The sequence below is a fragment of the Spongiibacter thalassae genome, from assembly GCF_012272835.1.
GTDB classification, from domain to species: Bacteria; Pseudomonadota; Gammaproteobacteria; order Pseudomonadales; family Spongiibacteraceae; genus Spongiibacter; species Spongiibacter thalassae.
Genome location: NZ_JAAWWK010000002.1, coordinates 291,729 through 308,743, shown reverse-complemented (window position 1 = coordinate 308,743; position 17,015 = coordinate 291,729). Strand labels below are relative to the sequence as shown.

Annotated in this window: 13 protein-coding genes and 2 tRNA genes; 2 read left to right on the top strand and 13 right to left on the bottom strand. The window is 52.8% G+C overall.

The window, feature by feature from the left end; genetic code table 11:
* Positions 1-69: 69 nt before the first annotated feature.
* Both HCU74_RS05610 and uvrB read right to left on the bottom strand, forming a co-directional pair.
* Positions 70-146 (bottom strand) — tRNA-Val (locus HCU74_RS05610).
* Positions 147-233: 87 nt separating this feature from the next.
* Positions 234-2,267, bottom strand: coding sequence for an excinuclease ABC subunit UvrB (gene uvrB, locus HCU74_RS05605; protein ID WP_168449438.1), 2,034 nt, complete (start codon positions 2,265-2,267; stop codon positions 234-236).
* 230 nt (positions 2,268-2,497) lie between these two features.
* Here uvrB and HCU74_RS05600 point away from each other — a divergent pair.
* Positions 2,498-2,573 (top strand) — tRNA-Asn (locus tag HCU74_RS05600).
* A 353-nt stretch (positions 2,574-2,926) separates the two neighbouring features.
* Here HCU74_RS05600 and HCU74_RS05595 read toward each other — a convergent pair.
* The 10 genes from HCU74_RS05595 to HCU74_RS05550 form a co-directional block, all read right to left on the bottom strand.
* The gene (locus HCU74_RS05595) at positions 2,927-6,082 is read right to left on the bottom strand and encodes a type I restriction endonuclease subunit R (RefSeq protein WP_168449437.1); all 3,156 of its coding nucleotides are present in this window, start codon (positions 6,080-6,082) and stop codon (positions 2,927-2,929) included.
* Positions 6,083-6,469: a hypothetical protein gene (locus HCU74_RS05590; protein ID WP_168449436.1), complete on the bottom strand. Its 387-nt coding sequence runs from the start codon at positions 6,467-6,469 to the stop codon at positions 6,083-6,085.
* Positions 6,470-6,498: 29 nt separating this feature from the next.
* Positions 6,499-7,800 (bottom strand): restriction endonuclease subunit S, encoded by a 1,302-nt coding sequence (locus HCU74_RS05585; protein ID WP_168449435.1) that lies wholly within the window; start codon positions 7,798-7,800, stop codon positions 6,499-6,501.
* Positions 7,800-9,779: a type I restriction-modification system subunit M gene (locus HCU74_RS05580; protein WP_168449434.1), complete on the bottom strand. Its 1,980-nt coding sequence runs from the start codon at positions 9,777-9,779 to the stop codon at positions 7,800-7,802. Before HCU74_RS05580 ends, HCU74_RS05585 begins: the two co-directional genes overlap by 1 nt.
* Positions 9,780-9,843: 64 nt before the next feature.
* A complete protein-coding gene (locus tag HCU74_RS05575) occupies positions 9,844-10,146 on the bottom strand; it encodes a hypothetical protein (RefSeq protein ID WP_168449433.1) in 303 nt (100 codons plus the stop codon).
* Between the two features lie 337 nt (positions 10,147-10,483).
* On the bottom strand, positions 10,484-10,897 hold the full coding sequence (locus HCU74_RS05570; protein WP_168449432.1) for a hypothetical protein: 414 nt from the start codon (positions 10,895-10,897) through the stop codon (positions 10,484-10,486).
* A 48-nt stretch (positions 10,898-10,945) separates the two neighbouring features.
* Complete coding sequence (locus HCU74_RS05565) at positions 10,946-11,272, bottom strand: hypothetical protein (RefSeq protein ID WP_168449431.1); 327 nt, start codon at positions 11,270-11,272, stop codon at positions 10,946-10,948.
* 412 nt (positions 11,273-11,684) lie between these two features.
* On the bottom strand, positions 11,685-12,416 hold the full coding sequence (locus tag HCU74_RS05560) for a hypothetical protein (protein WP_168449430.1): 732 nt from the start codon (positions 12,414-12,416) through the stop codon (positions 11,685-11,687).
* A 16-nt stretch (positions 12,417-12,432) separates the two neighbouring features.
* On the bottom strand, positions 12,433-13,743 hold the full coding sequence (locus HCU74_RS05555) for a tyrosine-type recombinase/integrase (RefSeq protein WP_168449429.1): 1,311 nt from the start codon (positions 13,741-13,743) through the stop codon (positions 12,433-12,435).
* A gap of 282 nt (positions 13,744-14,025) precedes the next feature.
* A complete protein-coding gene (locus HCU74_RS05550; RefSeq protein ID WP_168449428.1) occupies positions 14,026-14,811 on the bottom strand; it encodes a hypothetical protein in 786 nt (261 codons plus the stop codon).
* 501 nt (positions 14,812-15,312) lie between these two features.
* Here HCU74_RS05550 and HCU74_RS05545 point away from each other — a divergent pair.
* Entirely contained in the window at positions 15,313-16,086 is a 774-nt protein-coding gene (locus tag HCU74_RS05545) for an SDR family NAD(P)-dependent oxidoreductase (RefSeq protein ID WP_168449427.1), read from the top strand.
* A gap of 23 nt (positions 16,087-16,109) precedes the next feature.
* Here HCU74_RS05545 and HCU74_RS05540 read toward each other — a convergent pair whose 3' ends face one another.
* Positions 16,110-16,943, bottom strand: coding sequence for a helix-turn-helix domain-containing protein (locus HCU74_RS05540; RefSeq protein ID WP_168449426.1), 834 nt, complete (start codon positions 16,941-16,943; stop codon positions 16,110-16,112).
* Positions 16,944-17,015 lie beyond the last annotated feature (72 nt).

Below are 17,015 nucleotides of genomic sequence, written 5' to 3'. Positions count from 1 at the left end.
ACAGACCCCACAGAACCATACCGGCAATTGAAAACGGAATAGCAAAAACAGAAACAGTAAACAAGGAGTTGGTAGGACCAGGCGGATTCGAACCGCCGACCTCTACCATGTCAAGGTAGCGCTCTAACCAACTGAGCTATGGTCCTGGGGAGATCGTTGGGGTTTGTCGCCCCAAGAAGCCGCGCATTATAGGCAGCCTTTGTATTAAAAACAAGGGTCTACGCCCACAGCGCCTACTCCGCCGAGATAAACATTTTCTGCTTGATTTCGGTCAGCCGGTCGCGCAGCTGGGCAGCAGCCTCGAACTCCAGATTTTTCGCGTGGTGCTGCATTTGCTGCTCCATGGTTTTCAGCAGCTTGGCCAGTTCAGCGGGCGCCATCGCCGCCGCATCGGCCAGGTAGTCGGCCCCGGGCTCAGCCACCTTGCGCGCATCCCGCCGTCGATTGGTCTTATTGGCGCCGGGAGCCGGCCCCGCTTCCAGAATATCCTCGACGGACTTCTTCACCCCCTTGGGTACAATGCCGTGCTTCTCGTTGTGGGCCACCTGCTTCTCACGCCGGCGGTTGGTTTCCCCTATTGCCCGCTCCATCGAGCCGGTAATGCGGTCACCATAGAGAATCGCCTTGCCATTCAGGTTTCTCGCCGCCCGGCCAATGGTCTGAATCAGCGAGCGCTCGGAGCGCAAAAAGCCTTCCTTGTCAGCGTCGAGAATCGCTACCAGCGACACCTCGGGCATATCCAGCCCCTCCCGCAACAGATTGATTCCCACCAGCACATCAAATTTACCCAGCCTCAGGTCGCGGATAATTTCCACCCGCTCCACCGTATCGATATCCGAGTGGAGGTAGCGGCAGCGCACGTCGTGCTCATCAAGATACTCCGACAAGTCCTCTGCCATTCGCTTGGTCAGGGTAGTCACCAGTACCCGCTCCCCCACGTCGACCCGCAGGCGAATTTCCGACAGCAGATCATCGACCTGAGTCGTCGCCGGACGCACCTCCACCTCGGGGTCAATCAGCCCGGTGGGACGCACCACCTGCTCGACGGTACGCGCCGCATGCTCCGTCTCATAGGGCCCCGGCGTAGCCGACACCAGTATCAACTGCGGCACCAGTCGCTCCCACTCCTCAAAACGCATCGGACGATTGTCCAGCGCCGAGGGCAAGCGGAAGCCGTATTGCACCAGCGTCTCTTTACGGGAGCGGTCGCCCTTGTACATGGCGCCGATCTGGGGAATGGTCACATGGGACTCATCAATTACTACCAGCGCGTTTTCCGGCAGGTAGTCAAACAGTGTGGGTGGCGGCGCACCGGGCTCCCGCCCGGATAAATAGCGGGAGTAGTTTTCAATGCCGTTGCAATAACCCAGCTCGCGAATCATCTCAAGATCGTAGCGGGTGCGCTGTTCCAGCCGCTGGGCCTCCACCAGTAAATCATTGGCCCTCATATGCTCCAGCCGCTCGACCAATTCTTCTTCGATACGATCAACCGCCTTCAACAGGGTGTCCCTGGGGGTTACGTAATGGCTTTTGGGATAAATTGTCACCCGGGGCATTTTGCCAAAGGACTCGCCGGTCAGTGGGTCAAAACCACTTAAGCTATCAATCTCGTCGTCGAACAACTCGACCCGCACCGCATTTTTTTCGCTCTCGGCGGGGAAAATATCAATCACATCGCCGCGTACGCGGTAAGTACCCCGCTGGAAGGCCATATCATTGCGGGTGTACTGCAACTCTGCCAGACGGCGCAGTAACTGGCGCTGGTCGATGCGCTCACCCCGCACCAGGTGCAATACCATTTTAAAATACAGTTCAGGATCACCCAGACCATAAATCGACGACACCGACGACACAATAATCGCGTCGGAGCGTTCCATCAGTGCCTTGGTGGCGGACAAGCGCATCTGCTCAATATGGTCATTGATCGACGCATCTTTCTCGATAAAGGTGTCCGACGACGGCACATAGGCTTCCGGCTGATAGTAGTCGTAGTAAGACACGAAGTACTCTACCGCGTTGTCCGGGAAGAACTCCTTGAACTCACCGTAAAGCTGGGCCGCCAGGGTTTTATTCGGCGCCATCACAATAGTTGGACGCTGCAACTGCTGCACGACATTGGCAATGGTGAAAGTCTTGCCCGAACCGGTCACACCTAACAGTGTCTGGGCGTGTAACCCTGCCTTAACCCCCTCCACCAGCCCGGCGATGGCCGCAGGCTGATCTCCCGCTGGCGCAAACTTAGACACCACCTTGAATGGCTTGGACATGACAGACCTCTATTACCGGTAAAACACCACCAAGCCCACAGCCCTGAGAATTCGCGGCAAGCTCAGCCAATCGCCAAGTCTACTACTCCACCCCCTCGGCAGAAAGCCAAGAGACGAAAGCTAAGCAAAGGAAAAGCCTAGAGAAATTCCTTTAAAAAATCTGCCACAAAGGCTTGACGCCCCCCGGAATCCTCTTTAATATGCGCGACCTCAGCTGTTGAGACAGCTATTCCGCCTTAGCTCAGTTGGTAGAGCAAATGACTGTTAATCATTGGGTCGCTGGTTCGAGCCCAGCAGGCGGAGCCATACAAATCAAGGGGTTACGTGAAAGCGTAGCCCCTTTTTGTTTTCCGGAATAGAAAGGTGTAAGCAAGGGTGTAAGCACATTTTCCGAATATTCTTCAACAATTGGCCGTTCGCGCACGCGAAAAGCCAGCCTCTCGAAGAAATTTCATGTTGGAATCACACAAACAAACACGGAAGTGACCACCCTTTACACTACCTCAAGGGGCCGGTGCCGCCAGCTCGGGGAATGATGCACTGACGGATTCTGCACTCACCCGATACGCAGTGGAAGTGGCCAGCAAATGTTAGCCCCCACGAAGTGCCCACAACAAGACTCACCCAGGAAGTTTCGGCAAGTCGAGGCGGCCAAATGGTCACTGTGCACCCCGCAACTCCGATTGCAAACCCTTCTTCAGCACTTCCAGCAGCAGCTCAGCCACTCCTCTCGCCACACGCTCATCAGCCAAAAACTGCATTGACAGGTCGTTGTGTGCCTCCATGCTGGCTATAACTGCCGTCTGCACTGCCGTGGGGTAATCGCCCAGCATCGCTTGCTCGGTCGTATTGTTGCGAATCTGCGACATGACGGCATGATCTTCCGCCACCTTAGTGGCCAGGGTGTTCACAAAGCTCACCATATCGCCGTCCGTCATTTCACCGGCGAACAGGTCGTTCAGCCGCTCGATTATCTGAGACAGCCTTTCGTACTCTTGCTCTCTGGGAGTATGCCCCCCGATAGCCGTCACCCCGGTCACATAGCCCTTATTGTCGGGTTCGAGCACGATACGCTGCTGCCGGACCTCGTTCAGCTTGAAGTGCGTCATCACGACTTCACTCAGGTCGATGTCGTCTTTCAACTGTTCTTCACGGAGCAGTGGTAGCAAGTGGGCGCCGTAAACCGACAAACGCTCGAGGTCGCTATCTCCGAAGTCCACCACTTGGGAAATAAACTCATAGTACCGACAAAATGACTTCAGGTTTTTCTTGAAGGTATCGAGGACATCCTTGGCTTCTTTAGCTGAGGTCAACGCATATTCCGCGCTCTTAACACCAGAAGCATTGCCGTTGGCCTGCGCCACCTCCAGAGCCTCCTGGGCACCTTTGACTGCCAACATCACTTCGGTATATCTCGCCCCGTAGCGCTCCACAGCGGGCCTGCAGGCAGCTACCAGTGCAGACTGTTTTGCCTTCGGGTTAAAGTACGCTTCAGCGAACTGCTCAACCTCTGACCACTGAAAGATTCGCTCGTCTTTCAGGCTCTCCATCAGGTCGTACACAAGGTTCGGCTCAGAGACAGCGGCAATCTCTGCGGTCTGATAATACTTCTGGAACTCGTCGAGGACGTCCTGCGGGTCGTTCACGAAGTCGAGAATAAAAGTCCTGTCCTTGCCGGGATAGGTTCGGTTCAGGCGCGACAGAGTTTGAATGCAGTCCACCCCCGCCAACTTCTTATCGACATACATTGCCACCAATTTTGGCTGGTCGAAGCCGGTCTGGAACTTGTTGGCGACAATCATGACCTGGTAGTCCGGGGTATCAAAAGCGTCCCGTAGGTCACGCCCCTTGAGACCCGGGTTCATATTGCGCTCGGTAAATGGCTCAGGGCCTGAGTCTGGGTCGTTCACATCACCCGAGAAGGCGACCATCGCACTGATGCCTGCATAGCCTTTTTCAGCGACATACTTCTCCATCGCCAGCTTGTAGCGCACCGCTTCCTTGCGGCTACCCGTGACCACCATCGCCTTGGCTTCACCGTTGAGCAAATGGGCAACACGGGTTCTGAAGTGCTCGACAATCACCTCAACCTTCTGGGAGATATTGTGCGGGTGTAAGCGCACCCATTTGGCTATCTCTGTCGCGGCCTTCTTCTTGTCTACGTCCCTGTCGCCCTCAGGGTTTGCATGAGCGAGCTTGTACGCGGTGTTGTAGGTGGTGTAGTTCTGGAGCACATCGAGGATGAAGCCCTCTTCAATCGCCTGCCGCATACTGTACACATGGAAGGCCTCAGGCTTGTTGTCGTCTGAGAGCGGCTTGTCTGGCTCAGGAGGCCGACCAAAGAGCTCCAAGGTCTTACCCTTGGGTGTCGCTGTGAAAGCGTAGTAACTGATGTTCTCGGAGCCCTTACGGGCCTCTAAGGTGGCATCCAGAATATCCTCGCCGGTCAGCTCTTCATCGTCTCCAAAGGCCTCGGCCATCAGTACTTCTCTGAGCTTTCTGGCGGTCGAACCGGTCTGTGAGCTGTGCGCCTCGTCAGCGATTACCGCAAAGCGTTTACCCTTGAGCCCTGAGGATTCCTGAATCGCTTGAAGCACAAAAGGAAAGGTCTGAATGGTGACAATGATGATACGAGTTGCGCCGGTCAGTGCTGCGGCAAGCTGTTCTGACTTGCTGCCCTCACCTTCCTCACGGTTGATACGACAGACCACCCCGTCCTGATGCTCGAACTGATAGATGGTGTCCTGAAGTTGTGAGTCGAGCACGGTTCTGTCAGTAATGACGATGACGGAATCAAACAGCTCAGTTCCATCAACATTGTGAAGGGCCGACAACTGATGTGAGAGCCACGCGATAGAGTTTGATTTACCCGACCCCGCCGAGTGCTGAATCAAATACTTCTGCCCAGTGCCCTCGGTGACCGTAGCCGACAACAGACTCCGCACGGCATCCCACTGGTGATACCGGGGGAAAATCATGGTCTCCTTCCTAACCTTGTTGCCGTGAACGTCTTCCTTGATGGTCTCCTCCAGGTGCAAATAGCGCCCGAGAATGTTCAGCCAGTTATCCCGCTGGAGTATCTCTTCCCATAGGTAGGCCGTGGGGTAACCGTGTTCAGGTACATCATTGCCTGAACCACCGTCCTCAGTGCCCTTGTTGAACGGTAGAAAGAAGGTGCTCTTGCCAGCGAGCTTGGTGGTCATTGCCACTTCGGTTTGGCTCACCGCGAAATGCACCAGCGCACCACGTTTGAAAGTCAGTAGCGGTTCGGGTTTGTTGGTCTTCTTGTCCTTCGGAAGCCGGTCAAACATGTACTGTTTCTTGGCATTGTCGAGGGCTTGTTTGAAGTCAGACTTGAGCTCCATCGTCGCCACAGGAAGGCCGTTGACGAATAGCGTAATGTCGAGGCGACCTTGAGAGCCATTGGGGCTGTAGACGAGCTCAGGAACGACTCTGAACCGATTCTTGGTGTAGCGCTGGGACAGCTCAGGGTTCAGGCGGTGGTCGGGCTTGAAGCTGCACAGACGCAGTCGAGCGCCCCTGTCCTTCACTTCATTGCGGAGCACCCAAAGGGTTCCCTTTTTGTCGAGCTGGCTGGCAACGCTTTTGAGGAGGGCCGCTTCAGTGCCGGTCGTGTAGTGCTTGGTAAAGCGCTCCCACTGGTCAGGCTGGGTTTCCTGTATGTAGCCAACAACATCCTCGGGGTACAGGGCCAACTCCCGGTTGTAGTGCTCTGAGGAGCCTAACAGCCAGCCTGATGCGACCAGATTTTGTACGATGTCATTCTGAAACTCGACCTCTCTGGCATCTGCCATTTACCGACTCCTTTTCCCGTGCCCAAAACTGCCTGAGATTCGATAGTCCAAAGCATCTTCAGACTTTCCCTTCCTATCTGAATCCGCTAACGGAAGCTTTCTATACACCTTGGCGGTAGGTTTCTTCTCCTGCTGGCGATTCTCGCTTTTAATTTTTTCTGCCTGCTTCAACTGAAATTTCTTAAATGGCTTTTTCTTTCTAGGTTTAGGTGTACTTTCTTTAGGTGGCTCCGAATTAGCATCAGCTAAAATCTGGGCGGCAATTGCTTTACGAACCACAGTCAGCTCGTACTGGATTGGAAGATTATTTTCCTTCGCCCAGACACGCATTTTATGAAGCGAATTCAACCACCCTTGAGCCTCACTATTTTTGTTATTTCTCGGCATTTAAAAAGACTCCCTGTCATTTCACTCAATTATTCAGATTGCCAGCCCCTGACGTCTATCTTGCCAGTTACGGCGGCTGAGATTAAGGCTGTGCGGCGTTCTTTAGAGAGATGAATCAATCGCTCTGCATTACCAGAAAGACTGTCCATCAATTCCAACTTTTCGCGTAGCTCAGAAACAATGCTGTATTGCTCTGACAACGGCGGAAGCATCAATGGAATATTACGGATGTCTGACATATTGAAATGTGCGACAGTACTTCCTTGAGAAAGTTGAGCAATGAACTCGTCGGCTAGACCTGCATGTAACGAGAAAACTAGAAAGTCTTCATTGATAATATCTCGAAACAGTTTGAATAAGACCATTCTCTGCCCGAGACAAAGTCTTGGCTCACTAGGAACGACACATGCCTCCCCCGCCGGAGCCTCCCGAGTGAACAATACGTCACCAGGTTCCGGGATACCCCGCGCCGTCCAGCGCTTGTAAGTCTCTTCATTTGTGTACTTTGCTCCATCTAAGCGAAGTACTCCATCCCGCACATTTGTCGTCCTACAAACAAGAAACGGGCCATCATCAATGAAATCGGCTGTTTTATGTTCTGCGTCAATAATCTTAGCTACGACATGTTTTAACTTCTTGGCTTCCCAATGCTCAGGCACCTCCCCAAGCCACTCGACACCTGAGTCCTTCATCGGCACATCAGGATTCAGCCCCTTTGTCACCGCATGTGAAATCACCGCCTGACGCTTTTCCTTCAGCAACTCGATGAGTCGCTCCTGTTTGGCGATGAGCTCGTCTATCTTGCCGGTCTCGTGGTCGAGGAAGCGAGCGATGGTCTTTTGTTCTTCTCGGCTGGGCAATGCCAACCGAATGTTCTTCATATCGGAATACTTAGTACTCCATAGGTCCGCAACGATACCCTTGCCATACCGATAAAACTCTTCTTGGAAGGGCTGGCTTCTCATGAGATGGTGGACAAAGCGGGCTTCAATGTTCTTTGGCTCAAGAACGATACTAATAAGCGAAACAGAGCCGTCCCTGTCGGCAACCCCCGAAGAACCCTTGCGGTCTGAGCGAGAGTTAATTACAAAATCGCCTTCCACAACCTTTTTTCGGTTGTCTCCCGCATCAGACTTTGCTGCCGTCTCGACCTGAGGAACAATACCTTGCATCGTAACTGAGAGTGGCGCGTAGTCTTTGTCGCTAACCGTTTCCCTTCGCTCAGAAAACCACTTTCCAAGCCGAGTAAGCTCCCAAGTCGTCGGCACCTCTTGCAGCCAATCAACGCCACTGGATTGATATTCCTTATAGGACTGATACCGCCCCGTCATCAGGAATGCACCTCCTGAAGCAACTCCAATATCTCCGCACTTACCTTGTCGAGGTCTGCATCAATCTCTTCCAGTGACCTTGGCGGCACGTATTTGTAGAAGTGGCGGTTGAAGGGAATCTCGTAGCCGACAATACCTACCTGTCCGTCCCTGTCGTCCTTCTTGCTTTCATCAATCCATGCATCGGGCACATGGGGCAGCACTTCGCGTTGAAAGTAGTCGTCGATGGATTCGCTGAGGGGGACGTTCTCGTAGTCCCTGAGGTCACTTGAGGGCTCTGGTTTTCCCTTGGCCTTGCATACCTCTGCCTCTTCGTCCTGCTCGCCCAAATGCTTGTGAAGGAGCTTCAGAACGGTTGCTGGCAGCTTCACGCCTTCGAGATTCGCCTTGAGCTGTTTGTCGAACTTCGAGCGCGACAGGAGCTTCTCATCGTCGATAGCATCAAGCGCTTTCAGGATGTCTTGTTGCAGGCTCTCGTCCAGCTTCAACCAAGCCTTGTCAGCAGCCAGAGCTTCCCGCTTAAGGTCGTCCTTGGGATACAGAGCCAGCTTCAATGGGCGTTCGACGGTAATCCTGCGATAACCGAAGTCTGTACTGTTGAATATCTTGCTGGTCTCGGACTCCTCAAAATTGCCGTAGAGCCGCACAATGTCTTCTATTTGCTCTTCGGTAAGGTATTTGCGCTTGGAGCCGAGAGACTTCCGCATCTTCTCGAAGCTGTCGGTCGCGTTGATGAGCTGAACCTTACCCTTGCGCTCCTCGGGCTTGTGGTTGCTCAGCGCCCATACATAGGTCGCAATGCCGGTGTTGTAGAACATGTCAGTCGGCAAGGCGATGATGGCTTCCAACAGGTCGTTCTCGAGGATGTATCTGCGGATTTCACTTTCGCCGCTACCTGCGCCCCCGGTAAACAAAGGGGAGCCATTCAGGATAATGCCGATTCGTGAGCCGCCCTCGTCAGGCCTGCGCATCTTGCTGATAAGGTGCATCAGGAACAGCAGGGAACCATCGGAGACTCGGGGCAACCCCGGCCCGAAGCGACCACCGAAGCCCTTCTGCTTGTGCTCATCGACAACAGCCTTCTGAACCTTCTTCCACTCAACCCCGAACGGGGGATTGCTAAGCATGTAGTCGAAGGTGTTGGTCGGGAGCTGGTCATCCGACAGGGTATTGCCCTGCTTGATGTTAGAGACCTCCTGCCCCTTGATGAGCATGTCGGCTTTACAGATGGCGTAGGATTCCTTGTTGAGCTCCTGCCCGAAGGTCGCCAGTCGCGCACCCTCGTTAATCTCATGCAGGTACTCCATGCCAGAGGACAGGAAGCCACCCGTCCCCGCCGTTGGGTCGTAGATAGAGCGAACCACCCCTGGCTTGCTGAGGGCGTCGTCGTCGCCACAGAACGTCAGAGACGTTGTCAGACGAACAATATCCCGTGGGGTAAAGTGCTCCCCCGCTGTTTCATTGGAGGATTCCGCAAAACGCCGAATCAACTCCTCAAACACCAAGCCCATGTCGTGGTTGCTGAGCACTTGGGGATGCAAGTCCATCCCCGCAAACTTGCCTGCCACCCGGTACAGTAGATTGGCCTCGTTGAGCTGGACCAAAAATTCCGTGAACGAGAAATAATCGAAGATTTCCCGCGCATCCGGGCTGAAGGAGTGGATATAGCTCTCCAGATTCTCCAGCACCTGATTTTGCCCGAGCTTGCCCAGGTCCATTTGGGAGGTGTTGTAAAACGGTTGTCCGGCAGCATGCAGCAAGAGCTTGCGGGCGGCCTCCTCAGGCATTTCCTTCACAACAGTGTCTTGAGCCAGCACTGCCTCTTTAGTCGGCTCCAATACGCACTCGAGGCGGCGCAGTAGCGTGAAGGGTAGGATTATCCGACCGTATTGCGACTGTTTGAAGTCGCCGCGAAGCAGGTCAGCCACTGACCAGATGAAGGCGGCCGTCGCACTAAAATTACCTTGAGAAGCATTCATTTACAGCGTTGTTCCTGAAGTACCGCCAGCTCGTTGGCCAGCGCTGTTGGTGTTATGGGGGCGATTAAAGGCCTTTTCGCATAAAGGACGGCGAGTCGTACTGGCTATAGTCAAGCATCTCAACGCCAAGCGCCGCAGAGGACGCACCTTCGCCGTCGCGCAGCGGCTTGCCAAAAACCGTTAAGTAGGTGTTCTCGAGCAGGGATTTGGTTTCCGTATTCGATGTGATACCGAGAAAGACACCCGCCTGAATGAAGCCCTCCAGGCGATGCCGCTCAACAGCAGAAGATTTGTAGCCTTCTTTAGAGGCTCTGCACAAGCGCTCAATTCTGCGCGCCAACTCATCCATATAGTGCTTTCTATCCATTCCTTCGTACCTGACTGGCAATTCAACAGCGTAAGCGGCGAGCGCTCTGGCAATAGGCTCGCAAATCCCCGATGATTTCCCTACCTTTTATAAGGGTTTATTTGCTCCGATTCCGACTCACCGCAAGCAAAACAAGTAAAAACCTGTCTCATAGATTGCGCAACAGCTTGGTATATCTCTATAAAGGGGGGCCATATTTACCCCATAAAAACCTGTTGCGGACGGGGTTTATGGTAGCTTAAAGCCCCCATAAAACCATCCCCAGTGGCATTTATGGGGTATCTTAGCCCCCATTACAGCAATTTAAGGGGGCGATTTTACCCCTTAGAATATTGAATTACGCCCGCAACCTTCGCCGAGGCACCTTATCTGCCCCTGGGTCCAAGTAAGGCTTTCCCGACCATACATCAACATCGAGCCAAGAAAACCGGTACAGCACAGGCTCTTTCCTGGCTCGAGGATAACGCGTCACCACAATCCAACCCCGCGCCTCTAGCTCCTTGCGGCACCGCAACGCCGTTTTCTTATCCCAGCCCATACGCTCCATGATTGCGGGTGCCGCACTGATGTTACCATTGTTATATCCATTGTACTGGCGACTCATATCCCAAAGAAAAGCTCTCGACGACTTGGACAGGGCAATGTAATCGGGATGGTCGAATATCGCATGCAATGCCCGAAAGAACTGCCCCTTGCCACTTCCTCGGCCATTCGCTTTCATTCCGCGACTGTTCATACCGCCCTTAGCCATTCGCGCAACCCCGCTCCCTGGGGCGCCTTCCGAATTGCACCATCATGGCTACGTCCAACCAAGGTCTCGCCGGTCGATGGCGTTGACGAAATAGACCTTCGTCCCCCTGCTGTTGACTTTGTACGAATCAATCGACCAGCCATGGAGTTTTTTCAAATCACAAACCATTGAAGCCAGCCGCCAGCTTCCATCACTGTCGATGACGTCCTTGTGGTCGAGTTTTTTCCCTTCACGGAACTTCTCGGCCACGGCGCGGATAGTTGTCCCCTCCCTGGGCATACGCGGCACAGGAACCGGCAAGTTGTCATAGAGGGGCAACTGCGCGCACATTACACAGCCAGGTGTTCTGGAAACGATATTGCACTTACAGTCCATCAGCACACCCCCAGGAGCTCACGCAGCTCAGCCACGCTCCAGTGGAGGCGGCCATTGATACGGCGGGGGCGAATCGGGCCCGATTCTTTACTGGCCCAGACACGTAAAGTCTGGGGTCTACGGTGTAAATAGTGTGCTGCAGCCTCGGTGCTGACCGTGGGGGTCAAGATTTTTTCCAAAGGTGCGAAACTTATCGGCTTGGAGCACATGGTGTCTCCAGCATCGGCCACAATGGGCTTACTTACTTTTGGCTCTAACATCATTGAAAACCTCGTAACGGAATAGAGGTTTAATCATCTGATGTAAGGTTTGTTGACCCGCCGAGTATGCTGAGATTTCCTGACTTTTCCTGACTTTTCCTGACTTTTCCTGAGATTTCCTGAGATTTCCTGAGATTTCCTGACTTTCCCCTTTAGAAATTGGAATCTTCACCCAAATAATGGACATGGTTGTTGATAGTTCTCTGTAAAGCTTCGTAGTCCACCCATCTCTCCCCTTGAGTATTGGTCAGACAAAACCTGTTATCTGACACATCGGTTATACCTATGGGCGGATTACGCTTCCACTCGTTCAAGACCTGCAGGGCTGACGGAACCCCCTTGTTCTCGTCACACCAATTTTGAAGCTCGATGCAAAGCTCTCTGGTGTAGTTTATGAGCCGAGAGGGCCAGACAACCTCCCAGCGCCCGCCTCGTACTCCCGGAATCGCCTCTAGTCGATTCTGCGGCGCATCATCTGTCAGCCACAGTTCAATAACGGTGAGTGATTGAATAAGCCGCTCTCTATCTGGCAAAACGAGGCTTTCGGAGGAGTTATCTCTATCCTCGCGAATCATGGCCATCAATCTCTCTTTTTCCGCCAACAAGACCTGCCGCCTCTCATATAGATTCATACAAAACTCGACATACACACGCTCCCAGGAATCCACATCAGACATATCGACCGAACCACCTTCTTTCGAAGATGACCGCAACGCTCGATATAGCGCAACCGCCTCCCCCCAAGGCACCTCATAGCCGTAAATTTCTTCTGGCGTCAGGCCCGCAACCAAGCCCCAGCGCTCACGAAGGTAGCGCGCGTGAGCCAAGCCTCGCAAACGGCGCATCTCGAATTTTTGTTTATCTCCATTTTTTCCTTCTGCCACGAGGTTCTCCCTAGTGCTATCGCTGCGATACCGCTTTCAAAGTAGGTTTTTCATTGTTCGGCTCAAACTCGACACCTGCATTATTAAGCACCCATGATTCAAACGCAGTGTGATGAACTCTGAGTAAGTCTACTGGCCGCACGGTATAATGTTTTTCTGCTGTAGCGCTGGGCTTGTGCCCCATAATCTGAGCAGTGACGCCAGCCGGAATATCGAGCCACTCCGCGAGACTTTTGAATGAACGCCGGAGCCCATGAATAGTGAGCGATACACCTGCTCGAGCGCAGGCGGTTTGATGGGCTTTTTTCGGGTCTACTATGCGACCAGACCGACTGGTCGGGCTGCTGAACACCCACTCGTTTCTGCGGGGCAAACTCAGAAGAATACTTTCTACATAGGGCGTCAGAGGAATTTCCTTACCGAATTCATCAACCTTGTCTGAGAAGTGGATAGTGTGCCAACGGAAATCAACATCAGACCATTTCAGTTTCGCCATCTCTTCTCGACGTACTCCCGTCAGCAGCAAACATTGTAAGTAACCACTAACAACAGGGTTTTGAATTTCCCGTACATGATTAAACCACTCAGCTAACTGCTCACGTCGAAGAGCATCCCGCCGAGCTGGCGCACTCCCAACAATTTCATTTATACGCTTTCCGCTGGCCGCCTCGGCATCAACTTTACCTCGGTAGCCCTCTTGCTCTGCACACCACCTCAGGAACGCTTTAAAGACCCTCAATGCGAGTCTCGAACTGCTCGGGCGCACCTTTGCCTCTTGCGCTGCCCACGTTTTTAAGGACCCACTGTCAACATCAACCAACTTTAACCCGAGCAAAGGATAGAGGGGCCCCTGGCGAGTCAACTCTTTCGAGCGCTTTCGTCGAGCTCCTCCCGCCTGCGACAATGCTAAATGCGAGTTGTAGTGTGACTCACTCCAAAATGGTCGACGCTCCTCCAAGTATGTCTGCCACGCCTCACCTACGGTCATACCTTCGAGCTTGGAAAGAGCTCGGGCTTGAATATCATTCGTAATAGTTTCAGCTTTGACCACCCTGGGGTCGCGACCAAGGTCTATCAGGCTTTGGAGCTCGCGTGCTCGTCTGCGCGCCTCAGGGATAGTCCACGTATCTATCGTTCCTATCGCCATCCTTAATGACCGCTTTTGGAAACGGCTTTGGAAAACATAAGTGGGCCTACCCTTGCCCCTGATGCGAACCCCCAATCCTGGGGCCTTTGGGTCAGCATCCCAGAAAATCTCTTGGAATTTACCGGGTGGACAAGAAAACTCCGAAACTCTCTTCGCTGTGAAGTTAACAATTTTTTCCAACAGTCTGACCTCTTCAATGCTCAAAGGTGTAAGCAAGGGTGTAAGCACATTTGGCGAAAAAACATCAATCCTAATGAATTTAAGTCAATACTTGGCCACCGAGAATAGCTTTTAACATATTGATTTTTATTGATTAAATCAACATAAATACACATTTCAAAACATTCTGATTTCGAGACTGTTAATCATTGGGTCGCTGGTTCGAGCCCAGCAGGCGGAGCCATACAAATGAACGGGTTACATCGCAAGGTGTAACCCGTTTTTGTTTTCCGATTTACTGAACTACTCAGCAATTTTGTTGCTAAGAATGCGTATTGCCTCAGTAATAGCCCCCGAAGGCATCTTTTGTTTTTCCCAAAAACAAGTCGCTCTATGTAACATACCTATCAAATCATCGTCTCCGATAGGGCTTGGGATAAGCGGGCTATCACCGCGCGCAAACGAATATAATTTATTGCACGTAGCTTCTATCTCAGCGACAGACAAGATGTCGTCAACGATCTTGCTACGCGATTTATACATTATCGATTCGTTAATCCCCATTACCCTTGAGTTAATCACCTGTACCCGCGAAAGGATATGAGAAAGATATTTCGCTATGTCAGGAGAAGCGTGGGTAATACAATCTCGAAAGACCGTCCTATGGGAAACCGGTAGTTCGGGAAGCGCGACATCAGGAACATAAGAGTTATCATCGCTAAAGCTCCCATCGACAGGGAGTTCTTCATATAGCTCTGAGTAAGCGATATAGACATCTCGCAAATAGTCCTGCAATTCTGCTAGCGCAGCTGAAAGAAATGCTCTCGCCGCGACGAACTCTCTTTCCCGTTGATCTTCAATCAATTTTTTTTGCAGTGAAGCCTGCCGTTGCGAGGCCCAAAGTGCAACAAGACTGGCACAGAGGGCAATCATCGCGGCATTTAGTGTTTGCCACCTATCCCATACTCTCTGCAAGTATTCCCAATCAAAGCCCGCACTCAGCAAGGGGCTGAACACCATTGCACATAGATATGAAGCAATCACACAAAACACAAAAACAGGAATACACGCCTTTTTCAAGCGTTCCACACTAACCCCCTCTCTACTCGCGACCCTCTACGGAAAAAGTACAGAACCGTTCACACACCCCAATTCTACACTTCAGTGCGCTAGTGACCGTACACCAAACACTGAGTATTTGTTCAGGGTAGCAGTTTCCGTCCATCACTAATGAATCAAACTCCAAGCTCCTCCATAGCCAAGTGCTATTACGCGATAGGGATTTGATCGTATTCATCGACAATTTTTCCGCGTTAAGAGCACTCTCTCGAAAAAAGCAATTGCAGGAGCCTTTAGAACAAAAAACACCTAAACCGAAAAACTCCTGACTGGCACTGCCGAACTGGCTGAAAATATTAGTCTCGGCACCCCTAAAGTTATTCTATAACGTTACTCCCCGCCTCCGTCGGACGTGCCACGTCCTGTCCATTCGAAGAATCCGACCGTACTCTGTACCTCACATTGGTCAAATCACGTTCGATGCTGGCCGCTACACTTATTTTCATACCTACAATGCCTATGGTGAGTCCTATGAAAAACCTGTTTTCCATTGCCGACAAGACGGTTGTGATTACCGGCGGTTCCCGGGGGCTCGGCGCGATGATGGCTCGCGGTTTTCTTGAGAACGGTGCCAGGGTTTATATCAGCGCGCGTAAGGAAGGGGAGCTGATGGCCTGCGCAGAGGAGCTTTCGGCTTACGGGGAGTGCATTCCGTTGGTGGCCGACCTGGGTTCACAGGCAGGCACCGAGGCTTTTGCCAAAGCCCTTCAACAGCGGGAGGCGAAGATCGATGTATTGATTAATAACGCCGGTGCAAGTTGGGGCGCGCCGCTGGGAGAGTTCCCGGAAAATGGCTGGGACAAGATTATGCAGGTGAATGTGAAGTCGATGTTTTTCCTGACCCAGATGTTGCTACCTCAGCTCAAGGCGGCGGGCAGCAAAGCAGACCCTGCACGGGTCATTAATATCGCCTCAATCAACGGCATCACCCATCCCAAACTGGAGAACTACTCCTACTCTGCCAGCAAGGCCGCGGTGATCCAGCTTACCCGGCATATGGCGGCCGATCTGGCCAAGGATAATGTGAATATAAACGGCATTGCACCAGGCTTTTTCGCCAGCAAGTTGACCGCGTATATTGTCGATGAGGAATCCGTTACCGCGCCGACGCACATCCCCCGTGGACGTTTAGGTCAAGCAGAGGATATCGCCGGTACCGCTATCTATCTCGCCTCCCGGGCATCGGCGTGGATGTGCGGGCATACCCTGGTGCTCGACGGCGGCTCAGTGGCCCATGCGGGCTAGGCGCAGCGGCCAGAGACGACAAGTCAATAGAACAGCAAGGGGTGACGGGCGTCCTCCCTTAGCACAGCTGTCAGATCGAGGTCTTCGTCTTCCGGGTAGAGGATATTAATGGTCAATCGAGGCTCAGACAGAAAGGCCGCAGGTCCCAGTGCCCCCACGGTAGTGCTGACATTAAAAAAGTTTTCTTCCTGACCATTCACCTTTAGCTGCACCCGAAAGCTCGCCATAGGCTCCATACCCGCCGCTCGCTGCTTCCAGTCCGATGGCACTGCGGGGTGCTTTTCCATTTCGACAATATGCTGCAGGTCTTCGGCGTTGTTGCTGAACAAGGCCGCCTGCTGACTGGCCATAAGAATGGCCGACAAGGTGTCGGCACGTCCCTCCTCATGTTCGGGATCGGCGTTGGCAAAGACAAAGTCGAAGTTATTATCCAGCTTCGCCAGCAATTCTTCCGACACCTGCTGGGTAAAAAGGCTGACAAACCCCCGATTGACCATAAGTATGTTGGAGCGACTATCGAGCAGTGTGGCCGGCAGTGGATCGAGGGCTCGCAATGTGCGCAACATCGCCTTGCGCAGCCAGTTCATCTCGCGACTGTTGAAGTCCAGCCCCGGTTCATCCGGCGCAAAACCTGCGGCTATGCGCAAATGGTTATGATCGCGCTTGCCCAGCCCCAAGGTATCGGCAACCTGCTGAATCAGGGTTTCGCTCGGCCGACATTCGCCGGTCTCAAGACGGCTCACATGTCGCGGTGAGCAACCCAGCTGAAAGGCCAGCTCCTCCTGACTAACTTTAAACACCCCCCGCCAGAACTTGAGGAACCGGGGAAAGGCAAATTCATCTTTTACAAACTTCATTCGCTGTACTCAATCAGGAACCGAAGCCCACGTGCAACGGGCATTTGAACAACGTAAGACCTTGTATACTAA